This window comes from Bradyrhizobium sp. C-145, from assembly GCF_023375135.1.
GTDB classification, from domain to species: Bacteria; Pseudomonadota; Alphaproteobacteria; order Rhizobiales; family Xanthobacteraceae; genus Bradyrhizobium; species Bradyrhizobium zhanjiangense.
This window is the reverse complement of record NZ_CP088150.1, coordinates 8044494-8068435: the sequence shown is the minus strand read 5'-3', so window position 1 is coordinate 8068435 and position 23942 is coordinate 8044494. Positions and strand designations below refer to the sequence as shown.

28 protein-coding genes are annotated in these 23942 nt (G+C 63.9%); 10 read left to right on the top strand and 18 right to left on the bottom strand.

All coding sequences use genetic code 11. The annotated features are described in order from the left end of the window. Positions 1-31: 31 nt before the first annotated feature. A complete protein-coding gene (locus LRP30_RS37980; RefSeq protein ID WP_249758125.1) occupies positions 32-664 on the bottom strand; it encodes a TetR/AcrR family transcriptional regulator in 633 nt (210 codons plus the stop codon). Between the two features lie 73 nt (positions 665-737). Here LRP30_RS37980 and LRP30_RS37975 point away from each other — a divergent pair, with 73 nt between their 5' ends. Next, entirely contained in the window at positions 738-1142 is a 405-nt protein-coding gene (locus LRP30_RS37975; protein ID WP_249758124.1) for a hypothetical protein, read from the top strand. A 119-nt stretch (positions 1143-1261) separates the two neighbouring features. After that, positions 1262-1666 carry a VOC family protein gene (locus LRP30_RS37970; RefSeq protein ID WP_128940172.1) on the top strand — a complete coding sequence of 135 codons (405 nt, stop codon included), beginning with the start codon at positions 1262-1264 and terminating at the stop codon, positions 1664-1666. 57 nt (positions 1667-1723) lie between these two features. Here the strand turns inward: LRP30_RS37970 and LRP30_RS37965 are convergent, their stop codons facing one another. Beyond that, positions 1724-2656, bottom strand: coding sequence for a DMT family transporter (locus tag LRP30_RS37965; RefSeq protein ID WP_128946826.1), 933 nt, complete (start codon positions 2654-2656; stop codon positions 1724-1726). A 424-nt stretch (positions 2657-3080) separates the two neighbouring features. Here LRP30_RS37965 and LRP30_RS37960 point away from each other — a divergent pair, with 424 nt between their 5' ends. Together LRP30_RS37960 and LRP30_RS37955 are read left to right on the top strand one after the other, a co-directional pair. Continuing rightward, on the top strand, positions 3081-4373 hold the full coding sequence (locus LRP30_RS37960; RefSeq protein WP_091888310.1) for an adenylosuccinate synthase: 1293 nt from the start codon (positions 3081-3083) through the stop codon (positions 4371-4373). A 37-nt stretch (positions 4374-4410) separates the two neighbouring features. Further along, positions 4411-6006, top strand: coding sequence for a hypothetical protein (locus LRP30_RS37955; protein WP_128936450.1), 1596 nt, complete (start codon positions 4411-4413; stop codon positions 6004-6006). A gap of 205 nt (positions 6007-6211) precedes the next feature. Here LRP30_RS37955 and LRP30_RS37950 read toward each other — a convergent pair whose 3' ends face one another. From LRP30_RS37950 to LRP30_RS37940, 3 genes are all read right to left on the bottom strand, one after another. Further along, entirely contained in the window at positions 6212-6487 is a 276-nt protein-coding gene (locus LRP30_RS37950; protein ID WP_244551141.1) for a hypothetical protein, read from the bottom strand. 249 nt (positions 6488-6736) lie between these two features. Further along, the gene (locus tag LRP30_RS37945) at positions 6737-6964 is read right to left on the bottom strand and encodes a hypothetical protein (RefSeq protein ID WP_128936448.1); all 228 of its coding nucleotides are present in this window, start codon (positions 6962-6964) and stop codon (positions 6737-6739) included. 31 nt (positions 6965-6995) lie between these two features. Next, on the bottom strand, positions 6996-7244 hold the full coding sequence (locus LRP30_RS37940; RefSeq protein ID WP_128936447.1) for a hypothetical protein: 249 nt from the start codon (positions 7242-7244) through the stop codon (positions 6996-6998). Positions 7245-7388: 144 nt separating this feature from the next. Here LRP30_RS37940 and LRP30_RS37935 point away from each other — a divergent pair, with 144 nt between their 5' ends. After that, positions 7389-7814, top strand: a complete 426-nt coding sequence (locus LRP30_RS37935; RefSeq protein ID WP_091888318.1) for a DUF5413 family protein — start codon at positions 7389-7391, stop codon at positions 7812-7814. Between the two features lie 61 nt (positions 7815-7875). Beyond that, positions 7876-8418 carry a DUF4112 domain-containing protein gene (locus LRP30_RS37930; RefSeq protein ID WP_249758123.1) on the top strand — a complete coding sequence of 181 codons (543 nt, stop codon included), beginning with the start codon at positions 7876-7878 and terminating at the stop codon, positions 8416-8418. A gap of 236 nt (positions 8419-8654) precedes the next feature. On the opposite strand, the gene LRP30_RS37925 is transcribed toward LRP30_RS37930, so the two are convergent. The 11 genes from LRP30_RS37925 to napE form a co-directional block, all read right to left on the bottom strand. After that, positions 8655-8942, bottom strand: a complete 288-nt coding sequence (locus LRP30_RS37925; protein ID WP_091888322.1) for a hypothetical protein — start codon at positions 8940-8942, stop codon at positions 8655-8657. A 214-nt stretch (positions 8943-9156) separates the two neighbouring features. Continuing rightward, positions 9157-9321: a DUF3309 family protein gene (locus tag LRP30_RS37920; protein ID WP_091888324.1), complete on the bottom strand. Its 165-nt coding sequence runs from the start codon at positions 9319-9321 to the stop codon at positions 9157-9159. Between the two features lie 107 nt (positions 9322-9428). Further along, complete coding sequence (gene msrB, locus LRP30_RS37915) at positions 9429-9848, bottom strand: peptide-methionine (R)-S-oxide reductase MsrB (RefSeq protein WP_249758122.1); 420 nt, start codon at positions 9846-9848, stop codon at positions 9429-9431. 22 nt (positions 9849-9870) lie between these two features. Continuing rightward, complete coding sequence (gene msrA / locus LRP30_RS37910) at positions 9871-10575, bottom strand: peptide-methionine (S)-S-oxide reductase MsrA (protein WP_249758121.1); 705 nt, start codon at positions 10573-10575, stop codon at positions 9871-9873. Positions 10576-10962: 387 nt separating this feature from the next. Further along, positions 10963-11916: an IS110 family transposase gene (locus LRP30_RS37905; protein WP_128930866.1), complete on the bottom strand. Its 954-nt coding sequence runs from the start codon at positions 11914-11916 to the stop codon at positions 10963-10965. A 339-nt stretch (positions 11917-12255) separates the two neighbouring features. Next, positions 12256-13371, bottom strand: coding sequence for an ATP-dependent RecD-like DNA helicase (locus LRP30_RS37900; protein ID WP_164934741.1), 1116 nt, complete (start codon positions 13369-13371; stop codon positions 12256-12258). A gap of 88 nt (positions 13372-13459) precedes the next feature. Then, positions 13460-14107: a NapC/NirT family cytochrome c gene (locus LRP30_RS37895; RefSeq protein ID WP_249758120.1), complete on the bottom strand. Its 648-nt coding sequence runs from the start codon at positions 14105-14107 to the stop codon at positions 13460-13462. Then, positions 14104-14574 carry a nitrate reductase cytochrome c-type subunit gene (locus LRP30_RS37890; protein ID WP_164934742.1) on the bottom strand — a complete coding sequence of 157 codons (471 nt, stop codon included), beginning with the start codon at positions 14572-14574 and terminating at the stop codon, positions 14104-14106. The genes LRP30_RS37895 and LRP30_RS37890 overlap by 4 nt, the downstream gene beginning before the upstream one ends. Further along, on the bottom strand, positions 14571-17084 hold the full coding sequence (gene napA, locus LRP30_RS37885; RefSeq protein ID WP_249758119.1) for a nitrate reductase catalytic subunit NapA: 2514 nt from the start codon (positions 17082-17084) through the stop codon (positions 14571-14573). The genes LRP30_RS37890 and napA overlap by 4 nt, the downstream gene beginning before the upstream one ends. Before the next feature lie 17 nt (positions 17085-17101). After that, positions 17102-17446, bottom strand: a complete 345-nt coding sequence (locus LRP30_RS37880) for a chaperone NapD (protein WP_249758118.1) — start codon at positions 17444-17446, stop codon at positions 17102-17104. A 26-nt stretch (positions 17447-17472) separates the two neighbouring features. Further along, positions 17473-17658, bottom strand: coding sequence for a periplasmic nitrate reductase, NapE protein (napE, locus tag LRP30_RS37875; protein WP_249758117.1), 186 nt, complete (start codon positions 17656-17658; stop codon positions 17473-17475). A 262-nt stretch (positions 17659-17920) separates the two neighbouring features. On the opposite strand from napE, the gene LRP30_RS37870 reads away from it, so the two are divergent. Together LRP30_RS37870 and LRP30_RS37865 are read left to right on the top strand one after the other, a co-directional pair. Next, positions 17921-19126, top strand: coding sequence for an LLM class flavin-dependent oxidoreductase (locus LRP30_RS37870; protein ID WP_249758116.1), 1206 nt, complete (start codon positions 17921-17923; stop codon positions 19124-19126). A gap of 217 nt (positions 19127-19343) precedes the next feature. After that, positions 19344-19844, top strand: coding sequence for a septal ring lytic transglycosylase RlpA family protein (locus LRP30_RS37865; RefSeq protein WP_206732766.1), 501 nt, complete (start codon positions 19344-19346; stop codon positions 19842-19844). A gap of 62 nt (positions 19845-19906) precedes the next feature. On the opposite strand, the gene LRP30_RS37860 is transcribed toward LRP30_RS37865, so the two are convergent. Continuing rightward, entirely contained in the window at positions 19907-20386 is a 480-nt protein-coding gene (locus tag LRP30_RS37860) for a DUF2269 domain-containing protein (RefSeq protein ID WP_128943801.1), read from the bottom strand. Continuing rightward, positions 20386-21657 carry an SDR family oxidoreductase gene (locus tag LRP30_RS37855; RefSeq protein ID WP_249758115.1) on the bottom strand — a complete coding sequence of 424 codons (1272 nt, stop codon included), beginning with the start codon at positions 21655-21657 and terminating at the stop codon, positions 20386-20388. Before LRP30_RS37855 ends, LRP30_RS37860 begins: the two co-directional genes overlap by 1 nt. A 276-nt stretch (positions 21658-21933) precedes the next feature. On the opposite strand from LRP30_RS37855, the gene LRP30_RS37850 reads away from it, so the two are divergent. Further along, entirely contained in the window at positions 21934-22716 is a 783-nt protein-coding gene (locus LRP30_RS37850) for a helix-turn-helix transcriptional regulator (protein ID WP_249758114.1), read from the top strand. Between the two features lie 323 nt (positions 22717-23039). After that, a complete protein-coding gene (locus LRP30_RS37845) occupies positions 23040-23912 on the top strand; it encodes a L,D-transpeptidase (protein ID WP_249758113.1) in 873 nt (290 codons plus the stop codon). Positions 23913-23942: the final 30 nt, after the last annotated feature.

Below are 23942 nucleotides of genomic sequence, written 5' to 3'. Positions count from 1 at the left end.
ACAAGGAACAAGACGCCATCGGGGGCGGTGCCTACTTGTTCCCCACCGCGCGCCCATCAAATGCCAGCGCGTCTACTACGGCGCGGCAAGCAGCCTGCAGCAGGCGGCAGACCTCCTCCGTCGACCGCTGCGGGCGCAGCGCTGCAAACGTCGGATAGCTCGTCAGCACGAAGATCAGATCGACCGAATCCCGCACGGCGCGCTTTGCCGCGTGTTCGCCGACGATGCGCGACAGCAGCGCAGCCAGCAATTCGCGCCGTCGCTCGTTGCGCGCGACCAGCGCCTCGCCGAATTCGGGATCGGTTGCAATGGCCTGGTTGAGTCCGCCGACCGCGGCGTCGTGCCCCCAGAACGTACAGAATATTTCGACGACGCGATCGAGCGCGGCGCGCGGATCCGCCATCGCCATCACCTCGGTCAGTTCGAACAGCCCGCCACGGCTTGCGATGTCGTCGAACACGGCTTCCAGCAATCCGCGCCGCGATCCGAACTGGTTATAGACGGTCAGCCTGGTGACGCCGGCCGCCTTCGCCACCACATCGAGTGAGAAGTTCGCAATGCTCGCGTCCTTGCGCAACAGGCGCGCACCGGCCGCGATGATACGTTCGCGCGTCTCCGCCGCCGCGGAAGCCCGCGCGGAGCTCACATAGTTGCGCTTCGGCATGGCCTTGCCATTCTGTTGACGTATTGACTATACATATTGTATATCAAATTTAGAAGCTGGTTCGGAGCTTGCCATGCACACCGCCCTTGTGATCGCCCTGTCGCTTCACGTGTTGTCATCCGTGTTCTGGGCGGGATCAAGCTTCGCGTTGGCCCGCATCGGCGGAGTGGGCGGCGAGCAACTGGTCTTTCCACAACTCGGCGCGGCAGCGATTGCGATCCTGACCGGCGGCTATCTCGGACATCTCATTCATGCCGGCAGCTTCGGCACGACAGAGCAGGTGCTCGCGGTCGGTGCGGTCTGCGCACTGATCGCGGCCGGTGTTCAGGCGGCAATCGGTCCCCGTGCGCTCGCGTCCTTGCGTCGTGGCGTCGGCAATCCGGAGGATCTGCGTTCACGTATCGCTGGGGCTCAACGCGTGGCGGCGGGCCTGCTCGGCATCGCCGCGCTCTGCATGGGCGCTGCGCGTTACATTTGAATGGAGGTTAGGGGCGTCCTGGAGGCCGATCAGCAGCTTCCTATGTCGAGCGCTGAGAGTTTTCTGTTCGCGATGTCAAACCATAGTGCGGCTTCCAGCCGCTTTTTGAAGGAAAAGCAATGCCCAAGATGATTTTGGTGAACCTGCCTGTACGCAACCTCGCTGCATCGACAGCGTTCTACGTGGCGCTAGGTGGCGCAGTGAATCCCCAATTCTCCGGCGCAAATTCGACTTCGCTCATGTTCACGGACGCGATCGGCGTGATGCTGCTCACCCACGACCACTATCGTGAATTCACCCAACGCGAGATCGGCGACGCGCGGCGCGACAGCCAGGCCATGTTCGCTCTTACGGTCGACGACCGCGATGCCGTCGATGCAACGCTGGCTCGCGCAGTGGCTGCGGGCGGTCGCGCCGATCCCAACCCGGCACAGGATCTTGGCTTCATGTACAACCGACACGTTGAAGACCCGGATGGGTATGTTTGGGAGATGGTATGGATGAACCCATCAGCGAACGCTTGATCGCAGATGATGGACCTTGCGATGGCCTTTTGACGGGATGCCTGATGAGCCTTGAGCCTAGCTCGCCTGCTTCCTTGACGCCACGAACACCCCGGACAGCACCAGCGCAAAGCCGATGAAGTGGAACGCCTGCGGGCGCTCGCCCAAAAAGACCATCGCCATGATCGAGCCGAACACCGGCACGACGTGGAAGAACGGCGCGGCGCGGTTGGCGCCGATCAGCCGGACGCCGCGGTTGAAGCAGAGATAAGCGAGCGTCGAGGGGAACACCGCGACATAGAACAGCGTCAGCAGGTTCGGCCCGTCGAGCTTCATCACGGGGCGCGCGAACAATTCCCAGATCTCCAGCGGAATGAGGCAGGCGGCGCCGCAGCCGAAGGTGAAGGCGAGGAACGAGAGGCCGTGCATCGGTGGACGCTTCAAGGTCAGCACCGAATAGAGCGCGAAAATGACGAGCGCGACGATGAAGATGAGGTCGCCCTTGTTGAACTCGATGTTCGACAGCGTGGTGAAATCGCCATGCAGCAGGATCGTGAGCACGCCGCACATCGACAGCAGCACGCCGAAGGCCTGCGCCGCGGTGAGTCGGACGCCGAGAATGGCCAGCGACCACAATGCCACGATCAGCGGCGCGGCCGACTGGAGCAGCAGCGTATTCAGCGCCTGGGTATGCTCCAGCGCCCAATATTGCAGCGTGTTGAACGCGCCGATACCGGTGACCGAGAGCGTGACCATCAGGCCGAGCCGCCCGCGGATCGCGGGCCAGTCCTGCGCAAGATGCTTCCAGGCGAACGGCAGCACCAAAAGGAACGCGAAGAACCAGCGCAGGAACGACAGCGTCACCGGCGGGATGTGGCCGGCGGCGAGCCGACCGACGATGGCGTTGCCGGCCCAGCACAGCGCGGTGATGCTGAGCAGCAGGTAGGGCTGGTTGGCGATCCAGCTGTGACCGGATGTATCGGTGCCGGTGGTCTGGGCGGTTGCGGACATTGTGATCGTCATGGCCCCGCGGATAGCGCCGAGGCCCCCGGCCCGGAAAGGTCCGGGCCGGCTCATCGCCCGGCTCTGCTCAAAGACACGGAAATCGAGATGGCATCAACGGGGGGCGGATGCATCGCGACCATGCAGGGACCGACATGGCGTCTCACGCTTTGGTCGAAGCCCGCTCCGCCGTTCCCAGAGGTTTCTGGATTTTCAGGGGATATCAAAGGCTTGGGTCGGGCTTTGGACCTCGAAAAAGCCCCGTTCTTGCTTGCCTAGAGGGGCTGCTTCCTTTATCCGGTTGGCTGCCTTGCGTGCGGGCGGCTCCGGCCGCCGATTGGGCTGGGCGCAGGCATGATCCCGGAAGAGTGGGCACCGGTTTTCCGCGAGGATCATGCCTCCTAGAGACAGATTGAACAGGGATTACCCGCGAATGGCCAACGTTGTCGTCGTCGGCGCCCAGTGGGGCGACGAAGGGAAGGGCAAGATCGTCGACTGGTTGTCGGAGCAGGCGGACATCGTCGTCCGCTTCCAGGGCGGCCATAACGCCGGCCACACGCTGGTGATCAACGGCAAGACCTACAAGCTCGCGCTGCTGCCCTCCGGCGTGCTGCGCGAGGGCAAGCTGTCGGTGATCGGCAATGGCGTGGTGTTCGATCCCGCCGCTTTCCTAGACGAGGTCGCTAAGCTCAGGGCGCAGGGCGTCGAAGTCAGCCCAGACAATCTGCGCATCGCGGAAAACGTCACGCTGATCCTGCCGCTGCACCGTGAGCTCGATGCGCACCGCGAATCCGCCAGCGCCGCGACCGCGATCGGCACCACCCGCCGCGGCATTGGCCCGGCCTATGAAGACAAGGTCGGCCGCCGCGCCATCCGCCTGATGGATCTCGCCGATCATCAGACGCTGCCGCACAAGATCGACCGCCTGCTGGCGCATCACAACGCGTTGCGCCGCGGCCTCAACCTGCCGGAATTCGACAGCGCGGTGATCCTGAAAGAGCTGATGGCGATGGCGCCGCAGCTGCTGCCCTACGCCGAGACGGTGTGGCGGCTGCTCGACATCGAGCGGCGCGCCGGCAAACGCATGCTGTTCGAGGGCGCGCAAGGCGCGCTGCTCGACGTCGATCACGGCACTTATCCTTACGTCACCTCGTCCAACACGGTGGCGGCGCAGGCCGCGACCGGCGCCGGCCTTGGGCCGGGCGCGGTCGGCTACGTGCTTGGCCTGTGCAAGGCCTATACGACCCGCGTCGGCCAGGGCCCGTTCCCGACCGAGCAGGACAACGAGACCGGCCGCAAGATCGGCGAGCGCGGCCGCGAGTTCGGCACCAATACCGGGCGGCCCCGCCGTTGCGGCTGGTTCGACGCCGTGCTGGTCCGCCAAGCGGTCCGGACCTGCGGCATCAACGGCCTGGCGCTGACCAAGCTGGACATCCTCGACGGCTTCGACACGATCGAGGTCTGCACCGGCTACAAGCTCGACGGCAAGGAGATCGACCATTTCCCGGCTGGCGAGGGCGCGCAAAGCCGGGTCGAGCCGATCTACGAGACCATCGAGGGCTGGAAGGAGCCGACCGCCAGCGCGCGGTCCTGGGCCGACCTGCCGGCTCAGGCCATCAAATATGTCCGCCGGATCGAGGAATTGGTCGGCTGCCCGGTCGCACTGCTTTCCACCAGCCCCGAACGCGAGGATACTATCCTGGTGCAAAATCCGTTTGAGGCTTAACGATATCTTACCGGGACGCGCGTATAGTTGAGTTGAAATGGCTGATTACTATCCGCTGATCGCCCGCGCTATTGCCGCCCTGGATCCCAACGCTCCCGGCGAAAGCCGTCGCGCGCTCTATGAGCGGGCGCGCACGGCGCTGATCGCGCAGCTCCGCAGCGTGCAGCCGCCGCTCTCCGAATCCGAGATCACCCGCGAACGGCTGTCGCTGGAAGAGGCCGTCCGCAAGGTCGAATCGGAGGCCGCCCAGCGCGCCCGCGAGGCCTCGCGCCCCGGTGGGGGCACGCGCAGCAGCGGCAGCGGCGATGCCTTCCGCCGGGCCAGCGCCCGCGCCGCCGAAGGCAACGCTCCCGCACCTCAGCCGGCCGCACCGCGCACGCGTCCGGCCCCGACCCCGCCGCGTGCCGACCGCCCGTCCTTCAACGTCGATGACCAGGGCGAGGCGCCGCGGCCGCCGCGCGCGCCGCGTTTCGACGCCCCGCGCCAGCCCGGCCCGTCCGCGCCGCCGCCGGAGCCGCCCGCGCCTCCACCGGCCGGACGCGATCGCGCGGGTGCGCGCCGTCCGCCGGATATGGGGCCGCCGCCACCGCTGCCACCTGCACCGGGCGTGCGCGGCTTCCGCGACATCACGGCCGATGCCAACGATCTCGGCGGTGCTGCCGCGCAGGCCAGCCGTGCCGCGCGCCGCACCTACGCCAACGTGCCCTCGCCCTCACCGGAGTTCGACCGGCTGGAGCCGAGCCTGGAAAACCGCACCGGCGAGGAGGAGGCGCCCTATTCCTACGACGAGTCGATCGAGGAGGCCGAGCGCTACACGCCGCAGTCGCCGCGTCCGCGCGAGCGCGACGCCAAGAAGCGCGTCCGCACCGGCTCCGCCTTCCCGTTCAAGAGCGCGATCGCCGTCGGCATCGTGCTGATCCTGGTCGGTGCCGGCATCCTCTGGGGCAAGCAGCTGGTCCAGATCGTCAACGGCTTTCTCAAGCCGTCCGCGACCCAGGTGGTTGAGGCGCCGAGTCCGGCCCAGCCGCAGAGCAAGCCGAAGATCCCGGATCGCGTCGGCCAGCCTTCGGCGAGCGACCAGCCGGTTGCGCCCGTGGCGCAGAAGGTCGTGCTCTATGACGAGGATCCGTCCGATCCGAAGGGCAAGCAATATGTCGGCTCGGTGGTGTGGCGGCTGGAGCCGATCAAGGCGTCCGGCAACCAGAAGGCCGACCTCGCCGTGCGCGCCGACATCGAGATCCCCGACCGCAAGTTCAAGATGACGATGTCGTTCCGCCGCAATACCGACTCTTCGCTGCCGGCGAGCCATACCGCGGAACTGACCTTCATCCTGCCGCAGGATTTTCCCGGCGGTAGCGTCTCCAACGTGCCGGGCATCCTGATGAAGTCGAACGAGCAGGCGCGCGGTACGCCGCTCGCCGGCCTCGCGGTCAAGGTCACTGACGGCTTCTTCCTGGTCGGCCTGTCCAATGTCGACGCCGACCGCTCCCGCAACGTCCAGCTCCTGAAGGAGCGCTCATGGTTCGACGTGCCACTGGTCTACGCCAACCAGCGCCGCGCCATCATCGCGATCGAGAAGGGCGCCCCCGGCGAGCGCGCCTTCAACGACGCGTTCGCGCAATGGGGCGATTAGGGCCGGGCGGACATCACCTTCGTCATTCCGGGGCGCGCAGCTTGTCCGCCGAAGCTCGAAGAGCGAAGGCGGAAGCGCGAAACCGGAATCCATCGCGCAGCGGGTGACGTCGAGAAATGGATTCCGGGTTCGACGTTTCCGGGCCGTGCTTTGCGCGGTCCCGTCGCGTCGCCCGGAATGACATCCTGGATAGACGAAATGAGCGCTACTGCGCCGCCGCTTCCCGCTTGCGCGATGCTGCGGCGGCTGCGTGCTCGCGGTCCATGACAGCGCGGCAGGCAGGGCTGACCCGCGCCTTGTTCCGCACCATGCAGGCGGTGATCCTGGGGATATCAGGGATTTCACTGGAGCACAGCCGCATCGCATCGCCCGAGCACATCTGCTGCGCTTCGGACGAGAAGGCGAGACCAGGTGATGACTGGAATGCGACGGCGGTGGTGGCGACGGCGAAGAGAGCTGCGATCGTCTGAGAGCGTGTCATGCTGAATGGGTCCCCGAGTTCCGTGGGCTTGAGCCACTTGGTTTTTGGGGCGCCGCACGCGGCTTGATCTGCCGCATGTCACAGCCTTCACGTCGGGAACTCAATCCCGCATGTGGTCGCTCGATTTCCTGATGTCCGAATCGAAAAGTGCTGCGCCGCCCGAAGCGAAGTATGCGCCATTGTCACGCGGCTGCAATGGTCAGCACAAAGGAATTCGCAATTGTTGCGCGCGAGTCACGTCGCGCGCGATCAGATCGGCCGATCGGAGGATGCGCTCGCTTGTTCGGCATCGCTCGCACCGAGAGCGGCGTGTTCCTCGACGGCGGTGACACCCTTGGGCGTGAGCTCGAACAGATCGCCGTCCTTCATCACATAGCCATCGGCGATCAGTTCGCCGATCTTGCCGTGGCGGTCGTCGGCGAAGGCAACCGACTGGCTGATGTCCCGCAGGATCGAGAGTTGTTCGTCGCGCAGCATGGCTTCACACTCCGTTCGCGGGTTCCGGTCCTCACATGCCGTGGCTCTGAAACACCTTGCTGCAAGACTTCGACAGCTTGTCCCGGTTGGCCTGCAGGCAGCTCTGAACCGCGCTGTCATTGCCGAGGTCCTTGCGGCACAGGCGCGATGCATCCCGCGAGCAGGCCTTCTGCTCCTGCGGCGTGCCCATGTGGCCTTGGCCTTGGGCAAGAGCAGGTGCGTTCGACAGACCGGTCAGGGCTGCCAGCGCGATTGTCGCCAGAACGAGTTGACGGGCCATCGGCGGCTCCAATCTGCCAGGGTTAAATTCAGGTCCTGCATGAACTCATCGCCCTGCCACTTGTTCCCCTCGAGGAGGCTTGCGCCCCGCTATTCAAGGTTCCCGTGGCGCTGCTATAAGGCTGGCGAAGTTGAGGGATGCTCAATGAAACGCTATCTGGTGTTTGCGCTGGTCGGCCCGTTCGTCGGCGGGTTCCTGCTGCTGCTGACGACGACCTATCAGTCCGGCTATTGGGCCCAGACCAGCCTCGGCGAGGTTGGCAAGCTGTTCGCAGTGTTCTTCAAGTCCCTGCAATACAGCTATCTGTTCGGCATCCTGCCCTCGGTGATGCTCGGCGCGGTCGACGACATCCTGGTCCACATCAGGCGGATCGGCCCGGGCTTGCGGATGCTGCTGGTCGGCCTGCTCGCCTTCGTCCTGGCCTCGCTGATCTACAGCTCGCGCGGGCCGGATTCGGGCGCGGTGCAGTTCATCCTGTACGGCCTCGTCGGGTTCGTGCCCGCGGTGATTTCGTCCTGGCTCGTGCATAGATATGTCGAGGAGCCGCAAGCCGTGGCGGCACCGACCTGAGCGCGCGACCATCGGGCGCGGCGCCGCAACCTCTGCCGCGGCAGCGCGTTCTTTGGAGGCCATGACCATGTCCGACGACGATATCCTTGCTCCGCGCCGATCCCGTTCGGGAAGCGGCTCGCGGGCGACCTTTTCAGGCAAGGAGGCGCGCGGGCCGATCATCGACCAGGAGGGTCACGAGATCCGTCCCGAGACGCTGGAGCAGGGGTTTCGCGAGTTTCGCTTCGAGTTCGGCCAAGGCAATCCGTTCGGCAATCTGACGCGCGAGCAGCGGATCGCGCGGCTCGAGGCGATCGCAAAGTTGCTCGACGTCGCCTTCATCCTGCCCGGCACCAACATCCGCTACGGCATCGACGGGCTGATCGGACTGATCCCGGTCGTCGGTGACATCATCACCACCGCGATCTCGTTGTGGCTGGTGCGCGAGGCGAGGGTGCTGGGCGCGCCCTGGTACATCACGGCGCGCATGCTCGGCAATGTCGCGGTCGACGGCGTGGTCGGCATGGTGCCGTTCGCGGGCGACGCCTTCGACGTCATGTTCCGCGCCAACATGCGCAACGTGCGCCTGCTCCGCCGCTGGCTGGAGAAGCAGCCGCGGATCTGAAGCCCTAGGAATTTTGATGAGCCGTTCGAGCGTCAGGCTCGCTGCACCTCTCCCGCTTTGCGGGAGAGGTCGGCGCGTAGCGCCGGGTGAGGGTTTTCGCCTCTTGGGGGTTCTCGATCGCGGAGATACCCTCACCCCAGCCTCCCGCAAGCGGGAGAGGGAGAACTAACAATGCAAAAAGCGCGATGGCCCTTCGGCCATCGCGCCTTCTGCGCACATCGGAGGCTTGCGAAAACTTACGCCGCGTCGGCGTCGGTGCTGGCATCAGCCTTGCGGCGACGGGGCAGCGGGAAGGCTTCGCTCTCATAGAGCGAGCGGATGCCGTTCTGGTCGAAGCGCGCTTCTTCGACCTGGAGATAGGCGCCGTTCAGCGAATCCGTCGGCAACTGCTCCATCGCGAACTGCACGGCTTCGGCCGCGGTGCCGAACCGGCGATAGGTGAAGCCCGCGCGCTTCTTCTTGCGGATCGCGGCGGGGAAAAGTTCGGCGGAGGTGTTGAAGTTGAACGGACGCAGTGGACGCATGGTCAAAGACCTCGTGATCTTCTCTGGGGCTTTAAGCGCGTGGGGTTGGGGAGGGCAGAGGCCGCAATCGAGCGGGCCCGCCACACATGTCATTTTCGCCCCCTAATATAGGCCGTTTTGACAGAAATGCGACCCCTGCGATGGGAGAACATGAATCCGCGCATGGCAGCCCCGCGCGCGAAATAAATCAAGTAATTTCAATGTGTTGTATGGTTTATAATTTGCCAAGAAGCAACAGCACGACCAGCACCACCAGTACGACGCCGCCGATCCCCATGCCGGAATGGCCAAGGCCATAGCCATAACCGCCGAAGCGGCCGGACAGGCCGCCCACGAGATAGATGATCACCAGGATGATCAGGATGGTCCCGAGTGACATGGCATCCCTCCCTGGCGGCCGCCAAAATGCGCTGATCGGCCGCACCGCCAGAGGAGAAAAGCACATTAAGCCGCCGGGTTCCATGCTGGAACCCGGCGCGCGCGAGCTTATTTCGGCTCGAGCTTCAGCGCGGCGGAGTTGATGCAGTAACGCAGGCCGGTCGGCCCGGGGCCGTCGGGGAAGACATGGCCGAGATGGCCGCTGCACTTGGAGCACAGCACCTCGGTGCGGATCATGCCGTGGCTGGTGTCGCGCTCCTCGTCGATATGGCTCTCGACCGCGGGCTCGGTGAAGCTTGGCCAGCCGCAGCCGGAATCGAACTTGGCATCGGACTCGAACAGCACGTTGCCGCAGCCGGCGCAGACGTAAGTGCCGGCGCGCTCGTCGTGCTCATATTCGCCGGAGAAGGGACGCTCGGTCGCCTTCTCGCGCAGCACCGCGTACTGCATCGGCGTCAGTTCGCGCCGCCACTGCTCTTCGCTCTTGATGACTTTGTCGTTCGTTACTTTCGTCTTGGCGTCGGGCATGGGTCTCCCGTTTCTCTCGTGATCAGTTGGTGGCCTTGCTGGCATTCACCAGCGTCGGCTTCTCAATGTAATTATCCGCGAACAGCTTTTTCAGGTTCTCGACCTTGGGGAGGTCGTTATAGGCAATGTAGGGCTGGTTCGGGTGCAGGGTCAGGTAGTCCTGATGATAGGCCTCCGCCGGATAGAATGCCTCCAGCGCACCGACCTTGGTCACGATCGGCTTGTTGAAGACGCGGGCCGCGTTGAGCTGGGCGATATAGGCCTCCGCCACCTTCTTCTGCTCGTCGGAGGTGGTGAAGATCGCCGAGCGGTATTGCGAGCCCACGTCAGGGCCCTGGCGGTTGAGTTGGGTCGGGTCGTGCACCACCGAGAAGTAGATCTGGAGGATCTTTCCATAGGAGATCTTCTTCGGGTCGTACTTGATCTCGACCGACTCGGCGTGGCCGGTGCGGCCGCTCGAGACAGTCTGGTAGTCGGCGGTTGCCTTGGTGCCGCCGGCATAGCCGGAGACGGCATTGACGACGCCCGCGGTGTGCTGGAAGACGCCCTGAACGCCCCAGAAGCAGCCGCCGGCGACGACAGCGGTCTGGATTCCGCTCGCGGGTGCTGCATCCATGGCGGGGGCGGGGATCACGACCGCATCCTCCGCGGCCCGGGACGGCATGGCAAAGGCCAGCGACAGGGCGGCGGTTGCGGCGAACAGGGACAGGACGGCAAGTCGGCGCATGGCGATCCTCTTTCCGAAGGTCTGACAGTTTAGGGCGGCCGGCGTCGGGCGAACAGCCTGCGCGGCGGTGTTTTCGATCATCCGAGATACGGGCACGGGGGGCGATCGTTACGCCGGGATGGACACGAGTCCGTGAGAAGTGACTTCGGACCGCGCGACTTGGCGGGATGCGGAACTCCGCGCTAGATGAACCCGCACGATCGATGATCAACCTAGAAAAATGGTGGCTGGAGCGGACCTGACAACATGCTGCGCGTCATTTCCAGCCACGAGCAGCAGCCGTTCACCTACGGCTCGCCGCCGGGGCGCGAGGACTTTTATTTTGTTGCGGGGAAGTGACGTGTGACACGACACCGGCGCCACATTCACGATGTGCCGTAGCAACCATTAAACGCCGAGGAGTTTTTCAGTCCACGGCGTTCCGCGTTGCACGACGGTGTTGGCATAGATGAGCAGCTTGCGCGCGCATGCGATGAGAGCGGCATTGTGAGCCTTTCCGGCCGCAGTCAGGCGGGCATAGAGGGCCATGACGGCCTTATTCCAGCGGAAGGCCGCAGGCAGGGCTGCCGCAAACAGAGAGCGACGCAGGCGAGCGCGGCCGCCGGCGATACGGCGTTGGCCCTTGTACTGCCCGCTATCGTTGTCGAAGGGAGCCAGCCCGGCAAGGGCTGCGACTTCCTCCCGGCTGACACGGCCGAGTTCAGGCATGCGGACCAGGAGGGCCAGTGCCGTGCGCTCACCGATCCCGGGAATGCTCATCACGAGGTCAAGGCGGACAGCGAGATCGTGGTGAGCGCGTAGTTGCTTGGCGATGTGACGGATTTGGGAGAGCCGCCTTGCCTTCAACCGGGCAATGTCATCCAGCACGATGCGGCGTAGCCCAGGCTTATCGAGATGCTCGAGCCGGGTCTTGAAGCGCTTGATGTCGTCCTCGATCTGCTCGAGGAAGGTGAGCTGCTCGGCGAGCTCCGCCAAGCGCGGATCCGGCGCACTCCTCACCTCTTCGAGCGATGCCGCGCAGGCAGCAATCAGCGCGGCATCCAGCGTATCGTTCTTGGCGCGACGCAATCGGGAGCGGCCGAACGCCTTGACCTGGATCGGCTGCAGCACCAGCACGATGACGCCGGCCGCACGCAAATGCTCCACTACCCCACGCTCGTAACCGCCGGTCGCTTCGATCCCGACTCGCTTGACGCCAGCTTTGGTCAGCAGTTGCACCAGCTTCCGCCAACCGGGAAGGTCGTTGGCGACCTCCCAACCCTCGTCTCGACCATGAACTACAATGTCGAGCTTCGCCTTGGACGTATCGATTCCCGCTGTCGTCGTGCTAGTCTGTGCCATCTTCGTCGACCCTGCCTTGTGAAGCGAACCTGATTGTTCCGGCAACCATCCGGGTCCGATGAAGGTGCTGGCGCGATCCTGCTACGGGGCAGCCACAAACTGCTCAGGGTGGGCGCGATCCGATCGCCAGCGGCCTGCCGCGGGTTGCAGCCGCGGCAGGCCATTCCTCACGGAAACGCCGACAATATCTGATTGCGCTATTACAAGGGTGGGCAAAGCGACTTGTGCGCCGTAGCTCGAAGAGCGAAGGCGGAAGCGTGCCCACGATTCTTGATGCGTACTCAGAAAAATGGTGGGCACGGCGCTATGCGCCTTTGCCCACCCTACGGGAGCGCAGCCTTAGACCACGATGCTCAGCCGCTTCGCCGCCCGCGTGATGCCCGTGTACAGCCACCGCGCCCTCGAGTCCTGAAACGCAAAGCTTTCGTCGAACAGCACGACGTCGTCCCATTGCGAGCCCTGCGACTTGTGCACGGTGAGCACGTAGCCGTAGTCGAACTCGTCATAGGGCTTGCGCTGCTCCCAGGCGATCTGCTCGATGCCGCCCTCGAAGCAATCGGCGCGCACCGAGACCTTCGTCACCTTGTGGCCGAAATCTTCGTCGGGCGACAGCCGCATGCTGAGGATGCGCGACTTGGAACGTGAGGTGTTGCGCGACTTCACGCGCCACAGGCCGCCGTTGAACAGGCCCTTCTTGCGGTTGTTGCGCAGGCATACCAGCTTGTCGCCGGCGACCGGGAATTGATCCTCGATGTTCTGGCGCTGTCGCACCCGCATGTTGTAGGCGCGTCGCGTGTTGTTGCGCCCGACCAGGACCTGGTCGGCGCCCATGACGCGATCGGGGTCGAGCTCCTTGCGCGAGACCACCTCGCTCTCGCCGTAACGGCCGATGTCGAGCTCGCGGCCCTCGCGCACGTCCATCGACATCCGCACGATCGGATCGTCCTGGGCCTGGCGATGCACCTCGGTCAGCATCGCATCCGGCTCGGAATTGGTGAAGAAGCCGCCGCCCTGGATCGGTGGCAGCTGCGCGGGGTCCCCTAACACCAGCAGCGGGCAGTCGAACGACATCAGGTCTCGGCCCAATTCGGCGTCGACCATGGAGCATTCGTCGATCACGATCAGCTTGGCTTTTGAGGCCGGCGCGTCGTCCCATAGCTCGAAGCTCGGCTGCTCCTCGCCGGATTCCCGGGCGCGATAGATCAGCGAATGGATGGTGGAGGCATCGTCGCAACCCTTGTTGCGCATGACCAGCGCGGCCTTGCCGGTGAAGGCGGCGAACTTCACCTCGCCGTCAACGCCCTCGGCGATGTGCCGTGCCAGCGTGGTCTTGCCCGTGCCGGCAAAGCCGAACAGGCGGAACACCGGCGGCGTGCCGCCCCGGCCGGGCTTTGCTTTGAGCCAATCGCCAACGGCCTTGAGCGCGGCGTCCTGATGCGGGGTGAATGTCGCCATGTCTGTCTTGAAGAAGGGCGAAATCGACCGATTCGCCATCCTCCAAAACTAACCATTCGCAGCGCCCGTTCAAGCCGGGCCGACCACCCTACTGCCAGCCGGGAACGCCGCGCATGTCGGGCAATTGATGGGCGATGCCCTTGTGGCAGTCGATGCAGGTCTTTTCCTTGGTGAACAGGAAGCGCTGGTGCGCCACCGAGGCCCGCGGCGACTGTTTCGTGATGTCCATGGAATCGGCGCTGTGGCAGTTGCGGCATTCCAGGGAATCGTTGGCCTTGAAACGCGCCCATTCATGCGCCGCGAGTTCGAGCCGGTGGTCGAGGAATTTCTCTCTTGTGTCGATCGTGCCAAAGATCTTGCCCCAGACCTCCTTGGAGGCCTGCATCTTGCGCGCGATCTTGTCGGTCCAGTTGTGCGGCACGTGGCAGTCCGGGCAGGTGGCACGCACACCGGAGCGGTTGCTGAAATGGATGGTCGATTTCAGCTCGGCAAAAACGTTGTCCTTCATCTCGTGGCAGCCGGTGCAGAACTTCTCGGTGTTGGTGATTTCCAGCGCGGTGTTGAAGCCGCCCCAGAAGATCACGCCGGCCGCAAAGCCCGCCAGCACCAGCACGCCGAGCCCGAACACCGAGCTCGGCCGGATCAGCACCTGCCAGAGTTCGAGTGCAAAATCCCAGCTGCGCGTGAACAAGCCGCGCCTGGCCTTGCGCTTGGATTCATCAGCTGTCGTGGTCATCGGCGCCCACCGGGGCTCGTGCGCGACAGCAGCGTGTCGATGTCGGTGAAATCGTTGCTGACGGGCGGATTGGCGGTATTCTGCGGCACGTGGCATTCCGTGCAGAAGAAGCGCCGCGGTGAGACCGAGCCCAGGAACTGGCCGTCACGGTCCATGAAGTGTGTGATCGAGACCATCGGTGCCTGCGATTCCGCGGTACGCGCCCGCGCGTGGCAGGACAGGCACTTGTTGCCGTTGAGATCGATCTGGTAGCCGTCGATCGTGTGCGGGATCACCGGCGGCTGCTCCGGATAGTTGCGCACCTCCTTCTCGGAAGTATTGCGGTTCGGCAGCATCGGCGGCGCCGGGCCCTCGTCGTTGAGCGGGGTCGGGCCGCGCAGGCCCGATGTTACCGTCTGCGCGGTCAGGGAGCTCGCGCCAGCTGCGATCGCGAGGGCGAGCAGGACGATTGCGGATCGTTTCATCATGACATGCTCACCCGCTCGATGCGCACGGCGCATTTCTTGAAGTCGGTTTGCAGCGAGATCGGATCGGTGGCGTCGAGCGTCACCTTGTTGATCAGCTTGGATTCGTCGAACCACGGCACGAACACGAGGCCGCGCGGCGGCCGGTCGCGGCCGCGCGTCTCGACCCGGGCGCGGATGAAGCCGCGGCGCGAGACCACCTTCACTTCATCCCCGCGGCGGAGCTTGGCTTCCTGCGCGTCGTCCGGATGCATGAAGCAGACGGCTTCGGGGAACGCCTTGTAGAGCTCGGGCACACGGCGCGTCATGGTGCCGGAATGCCAGTGCTCCAGCACGCGGCCGGTGGACAGCCAGAACGGATATTCGTTGTCGGGCGATTCCGCCGGCGGCTCGTAGGGCAGCGCGAAGATGCGCGCCTTGCCGTCGGGATAGCCGTAGAACTGCACGTCCGTGCCCTGCTTGACGTAGGGGTCGCTGCCCTCGCGGAAGCGCCACTTCGTCTCCTGGCCGTTGACGACGGGCCAGCGCAGCCCGCGCTCGCGGTGATAGGCGTCGAACGGCGCGAGGTCGTGGCCATGGCCACGGCCGAAGGTGGCGTACTCCTTGAACAGACCCTTGTGGACGTAGAAGCCGAACGCCTTGGACTCGTCGTTGAGATAGCCGGGCTCGATGTCGGAGACCGGAAATTTGTCGACCTGACCGTTCCGGTAGAGCACGTCGAACAGCGTCTTGCCGCGAACGTCCGGCTTCTTGGCAATCAACTCCTCGGGCCAGACCTCCTCGATCTTGAAGCGCTTTGAAAATTCCATCAGCTGCCAGAGATCGGATTTCGCCTCGCCGGGCGCGGAGACGAGCTGATGCCAGAACTGCGTGCGCCGCTCGGCATTGCCATAGGCGCCTTCCTTCTCCACCCACATCGCGGTCGGCAGGATCAAATCGGCGGCAAGCGCGGTCACCGACGGATAGGCGTCCGAGACCACGATGAAATTGTCGGGGTTGCGGAAGCCGGGATAGGTCTCCTCGTTGGCGTTGGGCCCGGCTTGCAGGTTGTTGTTGACCTGCACCCAATAGGCGTTGATCAGGCCGTCCTTCAGCATCCGGCTTTGCAGCACGGCGTGCGCGCCGTTCTTGTCGGGGATGGTGCCTTCGGGCAGCTGCCAGATGTGCTCGGCGTGATCGCGGTGCGCCTTGTTGGTCACGACCATGTCGGCCGGCAGGCGGTGCGAGAAGGTGCCGACCTCGCGCGCGGTGCCGCAGGCCGACGGCTGACCGGTCAGCGAGAACGGGCTGTTGCCGGGCGCGGAGATCTTTCCGGTCAGAAGATGGATGTTGTAGACGAGGTTGTTGCACCAGACGCCGCGGGTGTGCTGGTTGAAGCCCATGGTCCAGAACGAGACCACTTTTGTTTTTGGATCGGCGTAGAGCTCGGCGAGCGCCTCGAGGCGGTTCAGCGGTACGCCGGACATCTGCGCCGCCTTCTCCAGAGTATATTCCGAGACGAACTTGACGAACTCGTCATAGCTCATGTCGGTGGCATCGTTGGGTTTCGTCGCGCCGGTCGCCTTCTTCTGCAACGGATGCTCGGGCCGCAATCCATAACCGATGTCGGTCTGGCCGCGCTTGAATACGGTATGTGCGGCAACAAAATCCTTGTTGACGCGGCCGGTCTTGATGATGTGGTTGGCGATAGCGTTGAGGATGTAGAGGTCGGTCTGCGGTTTGAACACCATTCCGATATCGGCGAGGTCGAACGAGCGGTGCTCGAAGGTCGAGAGCACGGCGACGCGGACATGCGGCGCGGAGAGACGGCGGTCGGCCAGACGCGTCCACAGAATGGGGTGCATCTCCGCCATGTTGGAGCCCCACAGCACGAAGGCGTCGGTCGCCTCGATGTCGTCATAGCAGCCGGGCGGCTCGTCGATGCCGAAGGTGCGCATCATGCCGGCAACCGCGGAGGCCATGCAGTGACGCGCATTGGGATCGATGTTGTTGGTGCGGAAGCCGGCCTTGAACAGTTTCGAGGCGGCATAGCCTTCCCAGATCGTCCACTGGCCGGAGCCGAACATGGCGACGCCGTTCGGCCCGCGCTTCCTAATCGCCTCCTTCCACTTCAGCTCCATGATGTCGAAGGCTTCGGTCCAGGTAACAGGCGTGAACTCGCCGTTCTTGTCATATTTGCCAGCCGTCTTGCGCAGCATCGGTTGCGTCAGGCGGTCATGGCCGTACATGATCTTGGAGAGGAAGTAGCCCTTGACGCAATTGAGGCCGCGATTGACCTCGGCCTTGATGTCGCCATGGGTGGAGACAATGCGATTGTCCTTGGTCGCGACCATCACCGAGCAGCCGGTGCCGCAGAAGCGACAGGCGGCCTTGTCCCACTTCATTTCGCTGTTGTTGCGCTCGGTGACGAGATTGGCAGCGAGCGCCGGGGCCGGCAGTCCGGCGGCAGCCGCGGCGATGGCGGCCGCCTCCAATTTCAGCATCTGGCGGCGGTCGAGCTTGGGCGATGTCATGATGGCTCTCCCGGCCTTCAGGCGGTTTCGATGGCGTGAAAGACCAGCGCCGCGGAATAGACGTCTCGCAGCGACTGGATGGTGTTGAGCAGGGTGCCGAGGCTGCCGGCATCAGGCGCTTCGGTCACGACGACGAGTTTGCCGCGCGCGTCGCGGCCATGGATCTCGCAGCCGGCCAGCGCGGTGATCTCGGCTTCGACCTCAGCGAGCCGCTCGGGCCGCGCCTGCACCAGGATGCTGGCGATCTCGCATCCCGGCGGCGGGATGATGCGTTCATCGCTGAGCATCCGGCCGGTGATTAGGGCACGGCGGTTGAGTGTGGCTTTGTTGACTGAGGCTTTGTTCAGTGAGGCTTGGGCCATGATGCCTGCCTTTCGCTTCTTAGGGATCAATGCGGGAAGGGTGGCGGGCCGGGAGGGCCGGCGAACATCTGGTAGATCCAGACGCCGAGGCCGTAAGAGCCGACGGTCCCAACCGCGAGGACGGGCATCACGACCGCGGTCAGAAACAGGAAGGCGAAAATCTCCATGCGCTTACGGCGCACGCGATCTGTCGTGTCGTCAGGGGCCGACATATTCGGACTCTCTGATAGGGATATGGGAAGCGAGACGGCATCCGGGCCGTTACCTGCCGGCACCTTAGGAGGATGAGGTCCAGTTACCTTGATTTGGATCAACGGCTCAGGGCGAGGGCGTGTCGCACGCAGCAAGCGTTAGCGTTGCGTTGATCCCGCGCCATGCCGAGCGATGTCCGTATGACGGAATTGCTAGTCGGTGGACAGCGCCACCTCGCGCATTAAGATGCGCTTAACAAGAACAATGCGGGAGAGCGACGCCATGAAGTTCGGCATCTTCTACGAGCTGCAACTGCCACGGCCTTGGGTGGCCGGCGACGAACTCAGGCTCTACCAGAACGCGCTCTCGCAGATGGAGCTTGCCGATAGGCTGGGCTACGACCACGCCTGGGTGGTCGAGCATCACTTCCTCGAAGAATATTCGCACTCGCCTTCCCCGGAATCGTTCCTCGCCGCTGCCAGCCAGCGCACGCAGAAGATCAGGCTCGGCCACGGCATCCTCCAGCTCACGACAAATCACCCGGCGCGCGTCGCCGAACGCGTCGCGGTGCTCGATCTGCTCAGTAACGGGCGCTGTGAATTCGGCATGGGCGAGAGCGCGTCCATCACCGAGCTCACCCCGTTCGGCCGCGACATGGAGACCAAGAAGGAGGTGTTCGAGGAAGCCGTAGCCGCGATCTTCCCGATGTTCAAAGACGGCGGCAGCGAGCATCACGGCAAGTACTTCGACATTCCCCTGCGCAACGTCGTGCCGAAGCCGGTGCAGAAGCCGCATCCGCCGCTGTGGATGGCGTGCTCGCAACTGCCGACCATCGAGCGCGCCGGACGGCACGGCTTTGGCGCGCTCGGCTTCCAGTTCGTCAGTGCCGACGCCGCGCATGCCTGGGTGCACGCCTATTACAACGCGATGACCAAGCGGCTCACCAAGCTCGCCGACTACGAGATCAATCCGAACATGGCGCTGGTCTCGTTCTTCATGTGCGCGAAGACCGACGAAGAGGCGCGTGCCCGCGCCGACGGCGCCACCTTCTTCCAGTTCGCGCTGCGCTTCTACGGCGCCTCGCAGAACCGCCAGCGGCCTGCGCCCGGCACCGTCAACATGTGGGACGAGTACAACAAGTGGAAGCGCGACAATCCGCAAGCGCAGGAGGCGGCCTTGCGCGGCGGCCTGATCGGCTCGCCCGAGACCATCCGCAGGAAGCTGAAGCGCTTCCAGTCTTCGCATATCGACCAGGTCATCCTGCTCAACCAGGCCGGCAAGAACAGCCACGAGCACATCTGCGAATCGCTCGAGCTATTCGGCCGCGAGGTGATGCCGGAGTTCCAGAACGATCCGGCGCAGGCGGCGTGGAAGCAGGGCGTGATGAGCGGCGAGATCAAGCTGGAAGAGATCGACACCCAGGCTTTTACGGATCGCTACGGCAAGCTCGCGATCAACGTCGCCCCGGTGAAGGCGGCCGCGGAATAGGCCGTTCGTTAAGTCATGTTGCTGACGCAATCTCTGTCTTAGTCGGTGACAACTTAAAACACTGCGTGGGAACCGCCCTGGTTCACACAACGGTTCCATAGCCAAGGGGTTGGCGCGAATCCGCAAAACATCGGCGCAAGTTTCGTGAACGCTTCCGCGTTCGCTTGCGCCCGTTTGCGGTGTCGGGAACCGGACGACGAAAAAAATCACAGGAGTTATGATGCTGTTCCGCTCGAGCGCCGCAATTTGCGGCGCCCTGCTTGCGCTTGCCGTTTCTGTTACCGTTGCTCGAAGTGAAACGCGTGGGGGTCACTCAAATGCCGTCGTTGATGTCGATGCCGTCTCTGGGAATGCGGTCGTAGGCGCCGCATCCATGTACAATCCATTCAAACCCGGCAAGGAGGAGGGCGGTCCGCGCACAGCGTCTGGGGAGCGTTATGATCCCTCTGCCTGGACGGCTGCCATCAAGACAAGCTTGCGCCGGAAATTTGGTGGGGTCCAATTTGGTGTGAGGCCGAAATATGCTCTCGTCGAGGCCGCAGGCAAGAAGGTCATCGTCAAGATCAATGACGTCGGACCACTCAGGCCCGGCCGCATCATTGACTTCAACGAGCGCACGATGCGCCATTTCGATCCGAGCCTGGAGCGCGGAGTCATTAAGGACGTGAGGGTCAGCCCGCTTTCAGGGGACGATTGGACACTGGGCCCGGTGGGCTGAAAATCCCACGTGGAAGGGGCAGTGCACTCCCGGACCGCGAGGCTCTGAAGAGGCGCGTCAATCTAGTCCCAGTATGGAATGGCTGGGCGGGTGATCATCAGCCAGAAGATAGCCAGCACCGCTGCGAACGCCGGAAATCCGAATGCGAACCACCACCGGAAGAGACGGTCATACTCGGCGGGCAGCTTGGCGTCGGTCTCGACCGCACGGACGGCAAGATCGCGCATTTGCATCTGCATCCACACGACAGGCAGCCAGAAGGCGCCGGTCACCACATAGAGTGCGATGGATGCCGCAATCCAGCCATCGCCAAGGGAATACCCGCTCGACCAAGCGAGCCATGTGCCGGTGATCGGCTGCAGGATCACGGCACTCGCCGTGAACAGGAAGTCGGCCAGCACGACCGTCCGCGCGACCCCCGCGATCTCGCGCGGGTCACCGCGTAGATGCGCCACCAGCATGAAGAAGGCGATGCCGGCACCGGTGCCGAGCAGGACCGCAGCACCGATGATGTGCACCATCTTCACAAGGAAATAGAGCATCAGCGATCCTCTCGGATCGCCATGGCGACCAGATTGAGCATCAGCACCGGCCAGATCTTCAGCATCGGCCCAAGTGGATCGGCCCACAGCCGCGGCACCAGTGTCGTACCGATCACGACATAGGTGAGCGAGATGATCAGTGCTGCCCACAGCCCATAGCGGCTCAAAGGCCGGTAAAGAATTGCAAGGCCAATGACGATGTCGGCGAGTGCGCCGGCGATGACGGTGAGAGCCGCGAATTGTTCTTGCAGCCTGCCTTCCCGGAGCAACGACATGCCAATTTCCCAGCCCGGGCCGAGCGAGATGATGCCTGTGGCGATCCAGAACAGGCCGAAGACGCCGAATACCAGCGGCTTGAGCACATAGAGCCGTGCAAACCAGCGTTCCTGCACCGAGGCGGGTTCGCATGTGAGCGCGACTTCGAGATCGCGCGGCATCATGCCGGTGACCTGACGCCAGGGCTCGGGATCACCGGTCGCGCCGCGCCGCATCTCGCCCTGTGCCGTCGCGTTGACCGGCGTTGCCCAGCCCAGCATCTGTGCAACGTCACCGGCGCGATAAGCTGCCGAAGCCGCCCAGGACGGCAGGTGCAGGCGGTAAGCCGGCCTCCAGCGCAGCCAAGAGCGAAACAGCGCGACCGCGTCGCTGAAGGCCATCCGCCGCGGACCGGCCAGATCAAGCGCGAGGCGGGAAGGCGCGCCGGGTTGCAGGAAGAACACAACCGTGTCGACGACGTCGTCGAGATGCACCGGTTGGATCGCCGCCGTGTCCGGCATGACCGGTAGAACCGGTAGTGATGCCAGCCCTCGCAACAGCGCGCTGCCACCATAGGCGGCCCGGCCCACCACGACGGAAGGCCGCAGCACGACCCAATCGAGGTCCCGCGCCATCAAGGCGGCTTCGCCGTCCCGTTTGGTGCGGGAAAAATCGGTCAGGGCATCGCGATTGCTGCCGATCGCCGAGAATAGGATCACACGGCGGACGCCCGCGCTTTCGCACGCCGCATAAAGCGCCGCACTGCCGGCGACATGAACGCCTTGCATGTCCTGCCCCTGCAGGGCACCCGCCGCGTTGATGACGGCATCGACGCCTGCAAGAAGGCTCTTCCATGTCGAAGCATCGGTGGTTCGAGCAATATCGAGGGCGATGTGGTGCGCTTCGGGTGCCGCCGCATGACGCGACACCAATACGCATTCATGCCCTTCAGCGGACAGCCTGGCGTGGATTGCCGATCCAATAAGCCCCGTACCCCCAACGAGAAGGATGCGCATTACCGGGTCCTTCGGTTGGCGGCCCAGATACCGCAAACCGCTTCAAACTCTGATGATGCTGACGAATAAAGCGGGGCTGATGCGATCGTTCCTCGCGGCGGAACGGGTGAGTTCGCTGCAACCAGCGCCTAGATTACCGGCTGTTACCACTTACACCTCTGGACCCATCGCGGACACTATATCGGCCTTGGTCCATGGCAGTTTTTGACCCCGTTGCAGCCTTTCGACCTATCGCAGTTGCTGGTAAAATCGGCACAAAGCGCTAGGGAGAGAGCGATGCGGTCTCAGGCGGTGCCTGCACATCCAGTGGGGGGCGATGTCACGTCGACGGTGCTCGCCATCGGCCGCTCCGATTTTCCAAATGTGCTGATCGACACTCTGCGGCGGCAGGCCGATGTCGGCCATTGCATGGTGTTCGCGTTGAGCCGCGCCGGCGCTGCGCGCTGCCTGCTCGATGCCGGCAACATCCCGATCGGCGGTGATCTCGGTGCCGCCTATGCCGGACATTTCCACGAATCCGATCCCAACCGGGATACGCTGTTCGAACGCGAGAGTGGCGCGCCGATCATGCTGCCCGCGTTCGCGCCGCGCATGTATGGGGCGCGCTACCGGAAAATCTTCTTCCAGGATTCCGGCATCGTCGACAAATGCGCGACCGCGATCTGGGTCGATGACACCTGCTTCTACGTGAATTTCTACCGCATCACCGCGCAAGGCCGATTCAGCGCCGCGCAGCGCGAGCGGCTTTGGGCGATTGCACCGGCGATCGGCGCGAGCGTCGCGCGTCATTTTCAGCAGACCGCAACGCCCGATCAGTCTTTAGCTGCCTTGTTCGCGACGCGCGCGCCGCTTGCCGGGCTCACCCCGCGCGAGCAAGAGGTCTGCCGGCACATCCTCGCGGGCTACAGCTCCGAGGCGATCTCGAAAGGGCTCGGCATCAGCCTGCATTCGACCCTGACCTATCGCAAGCGCGCCTATGAGCGGCTCGGCATCTCCTCGCAGAATGAATTGTTCGCGATCGTGCTGCGCCTGCTTGCGGGTCCCCGCAGCCTGAACTGACGGGTACTCCAAGTCCCGATATCTGCTTCCGAGAGCAAAGCGGATACGCAGCCTGCCCGTCATGATCGTCGCCTTTTGACCTGAAGCCGCCGTCGATGAAGGGACGTAGTGTGTCCGCTCCGCCGGACCTCGACTCGTTTCGCGATGAGAAGCGCGTCGTCCACGTCGGGACCTGAATATCGAGCGATACTCCCGATTTTGATGCTGCCGAACAAGGATTCGGCGTTAACCATCGCTGACGGTTTCAGTCTGAGCGACATCGCTTCGAAGTTTCTTAAATTTTGCTGGGTACCTCTTCCAGGGACAGTGACCTGGGGAAAGATATGGGTAAGCGGGCGAAACGTGGAAAGGCAGAGACGCTCGCGATACCAATGGTCACGAGAGTCGCGATTGGCGCCGTGGCCGTCGCCGTGGTGGGGTACAGTTTGCTGTCTCGCCCGACGAGCGTGCAACCGATACGAAAACCGCCCGCGCAACAAGCCCAGGCGTCGTCAACTCCGGTTTACGTGGCAACTCCAGTTCGCGCAGCAGCGGCAGCGCCGGCTCCTGCTCCGGCTCCGATTCCGGCTCCGGCGCCTCTGGTCGAACCACCAAAAGCCGCTGACGGTCCCGGAGCACTTGTCCGGCAGGTGGTTGACTACGCCAGCCATCAGACGCCGGGCACCGTGATCATCGATACCGGAAGCACATTCCTTTATTTCGTTCTGAACGACAGGCAGGCGATGCGCTACGGCATCGGTGTCGGCCGCGAAGGTTTCACATGGTCCGGTGAACAGACTGTGGCCCGTAAAGCAGAATGGCCGGATTGGCATCCGCCTGCGGAGATGGTCTCGCGTCAACCTTATCTGCCGCGGTTCATGGCGGGTGGCCCCGGCAATCCGCTCGGCGCGCGGGCGATGTATCTCGGCGAGACCGAATATAGAATTCACGGCACCAACAAGCCCGATACGATCGGGAAGCGGGTTTCGTCCGGCTGTATCCGGCTGACCAATGAGGACGTCGTGGACCTTTATGAGCGGGTGAAGGTCGGGGCGAAAGTGATCGTGCTTCCGGCAACCGCTGCCCGTCGACCATCCCAGGGAGCGCCGCTAGACGCCGCTTCCCGATCGCCGGACCCGGCATCGCCGCCGAACCGGCCCTCGGCAACTAACGCGCAGATGCCGTCATCTGGACCGAAGATCGCCGAGGCCCAGTAACTCAGTCCGTCCCTATCGCTAGGGACAGAC

Bases quoted from the DNA above. Each gene is read 5' to 3' on its own strand.
- LRP30_RS37980 (WP_249758125.1), bottom strand. From the start codon at position 664: ATGCCGAAGCGCAACTATGTGAGCTCCGCGCGGGCTTCCGCGGCGGCG.
- LRP30_RS37975 (WP_249758124.1), top strand. From the start codon at position 738: ATGCACACCGCCCTTGTGATCGCCCTGTCGCTTCACGTGTTGTCATCC.
- LRP30_RS37970 (WP_128940172.1), top strand. From the start codon at position 1,262: ATGCCCAAGATGATTTTGGTGAACCTGCCTGTACGCAACCTCGCTGCA.
- LRP30_RS37965 (WP_128946826.1), bottom strand. From the start codon at position 2,656: ATGTCCGCAACCGCCCAGACCACCGGCACCGATACATCCGGTCACAGC.
- LRP30_RS37960 (WP_091888310.1), top strand. From the start codon at position 3,081: ATGGCCAACGTTGTCGTCGTCGGCGCCCAGTGGGGCGACGAAGGGAAG.
- LRP30_RS37955 (WP_128936450.1), top strand. From the start codon at position 4,411: ATGGCTGATTACTATCCGCTGATCGCCCGCGCTATTGCCGCCCTGGAT.
- LRP30_RS37950 (WP_244551141.1), bottom strand. From the start codon at position 6,487: ATGACACGCTCTCAGACGATCGCAGCTCTCTTCGCCGTCGCCACCACC.
- LRP30_RS37945 (WP_128936448.1), bottom strand. From the start codon at position 6,964: ATGCTGCGCGACGAACAACTCTCGATCCTGCGGGACATCAGCCAGTCG.
- LRP30_RS37940 (WP_128936447.1), bottom strand. From the start codon at position 7,244: ATGGCCCGTCAACTCGTTCTGGCGACAATCGCGCTGGCAGCCCTGACC.
- LRP30_RS37935 (WP_091888318.1), top strand. From the start codon at position 7,389: ATGAAACGCTATCTGGTGTTTGCGCTGGTCGGCCCGTTCGTCGGCGGG.
- LRP30_RS37930 (WP_249758123.1), top strand. From the start codon at position 7,876: ATGACCATGTCCGACGACGATATCCTTGCTCCGCGCCGATCCCGTTCG.
- LRP30_RS37925 (WP_091888322.1), bottom strand. From the start codon at position 8,942: ATGCGTCCACTGCGTCCGTTCAACTTCAACACCTCCGCCGAACTTTTC.
- LRP30_RS37920 (WP_091888324.1), bottom strand. From the start codon at position 9,321: ATGTCACTCGGGACCATCCTGATCATCCTGGTGATCATCTATCTCGTG.
- msrB (WP_249758122.1), bottom strand. From the start codon at position 9,848: ATGCCCGACGCCAAGACGAAAGTAACGAACGACAAAGTCATCAAGAGC.
- msrA (WP_249758121.1), bottom strand. From the start codon at position 10,575: ATGCGCCGACTTGCCGTCCTGTCCCTGTTCGCCGCAACCGCCGCCCTG.
- LRP30_RS37905 (WP_128930866.1), bottom strand. From the start codon at position 11,916: ATGGCACAGACTAGCACGACGACAGCGGGAATCGATACGTCCAAGGCG.
- LRP30_RS37900 (WP_164934741.1), bottom strand. From the start codon at position 13,371: ATGGCGACATTCACCCCGCATCAGGACGCCGCGCTCAAGGCCGTTGGC.
- LRP30_RS37895 (WP_249758120.1), bottom strand. From the start codon at position 14,107: ATGACCACGACAGCTGATGAATCCAAGCGCAAGGCCAGGCGCGGCTTG.
- LRP30_RS37890 (WP_164934742.1), bottom strand. From the start codon at position 14,574: ATGATGAAACGATCCGCAATCGTCCTGCTCGCCCTCGCGATCGCAGCT.
- napA (WP_249758119.1), bottom strand. From the start codon at position 17,084: ATGACATCGCCCAAGCTCGACCGCCGCCAGATGCTGAAATTGGAGGCG.
- LRP30_RS37880 (WP_249758118.1), bottom strand. From the start codon at position 17,446: ATGGCCCAAGCCTCACTGAACAAAGCCTCAGTCAACAAAGCCACACTC.
- napE (WP_249758117.1), bottom strand. From the start codon at position 17,658: ATGTCGGCCCCTGACGACACGACAGATCGCGTGCGCCGTAAGCGCATG.
- LRP30_RS37870 (WP_249758116.1), top strand. From the start codon at position 17,921: ATGAAGTTCGGCATCTTCTACGAGCTGCAACTGCCACGGCCTTGGGTG.
- LRP30_RS37865 (WP_206732766.1), top strand. From the start codon at position 19,344: ATGATGCTGTTCCGCTCGAGCGCCGCAATTTGCGGCGCCCTGCTTGCG.
- LRP30_RS37860 (WP_128943801.1), bottom strand. From the start codon at position 20,386: ATGCTCTATTTCCTTGTGAAGATGGTGCACATCATCGGTGCTGCGGTC.
- LRP30_RS37855 (WP_249758115.1), bottom strand. From the start codon at position 21,657: ATGCGCATCCTTCTCGTTGGGGGTACGGGGCTTATTGGATCGGCAATC.
- LRP30_RS37850 (WP_249758114.1), top strand. From the start codon at position 21,934: ATGCGGTCTCAGGCGGTGCCTGCACATCCAGTGGGGGGCGATGTCACG.
- LRP30_RS37845 (WP_249758113.1), top strand. From the start codon at position 23,040: ATGGGTAAGCGGGCGAAACGTGGAAAGGCAGAGACGCTCGCGATACCA.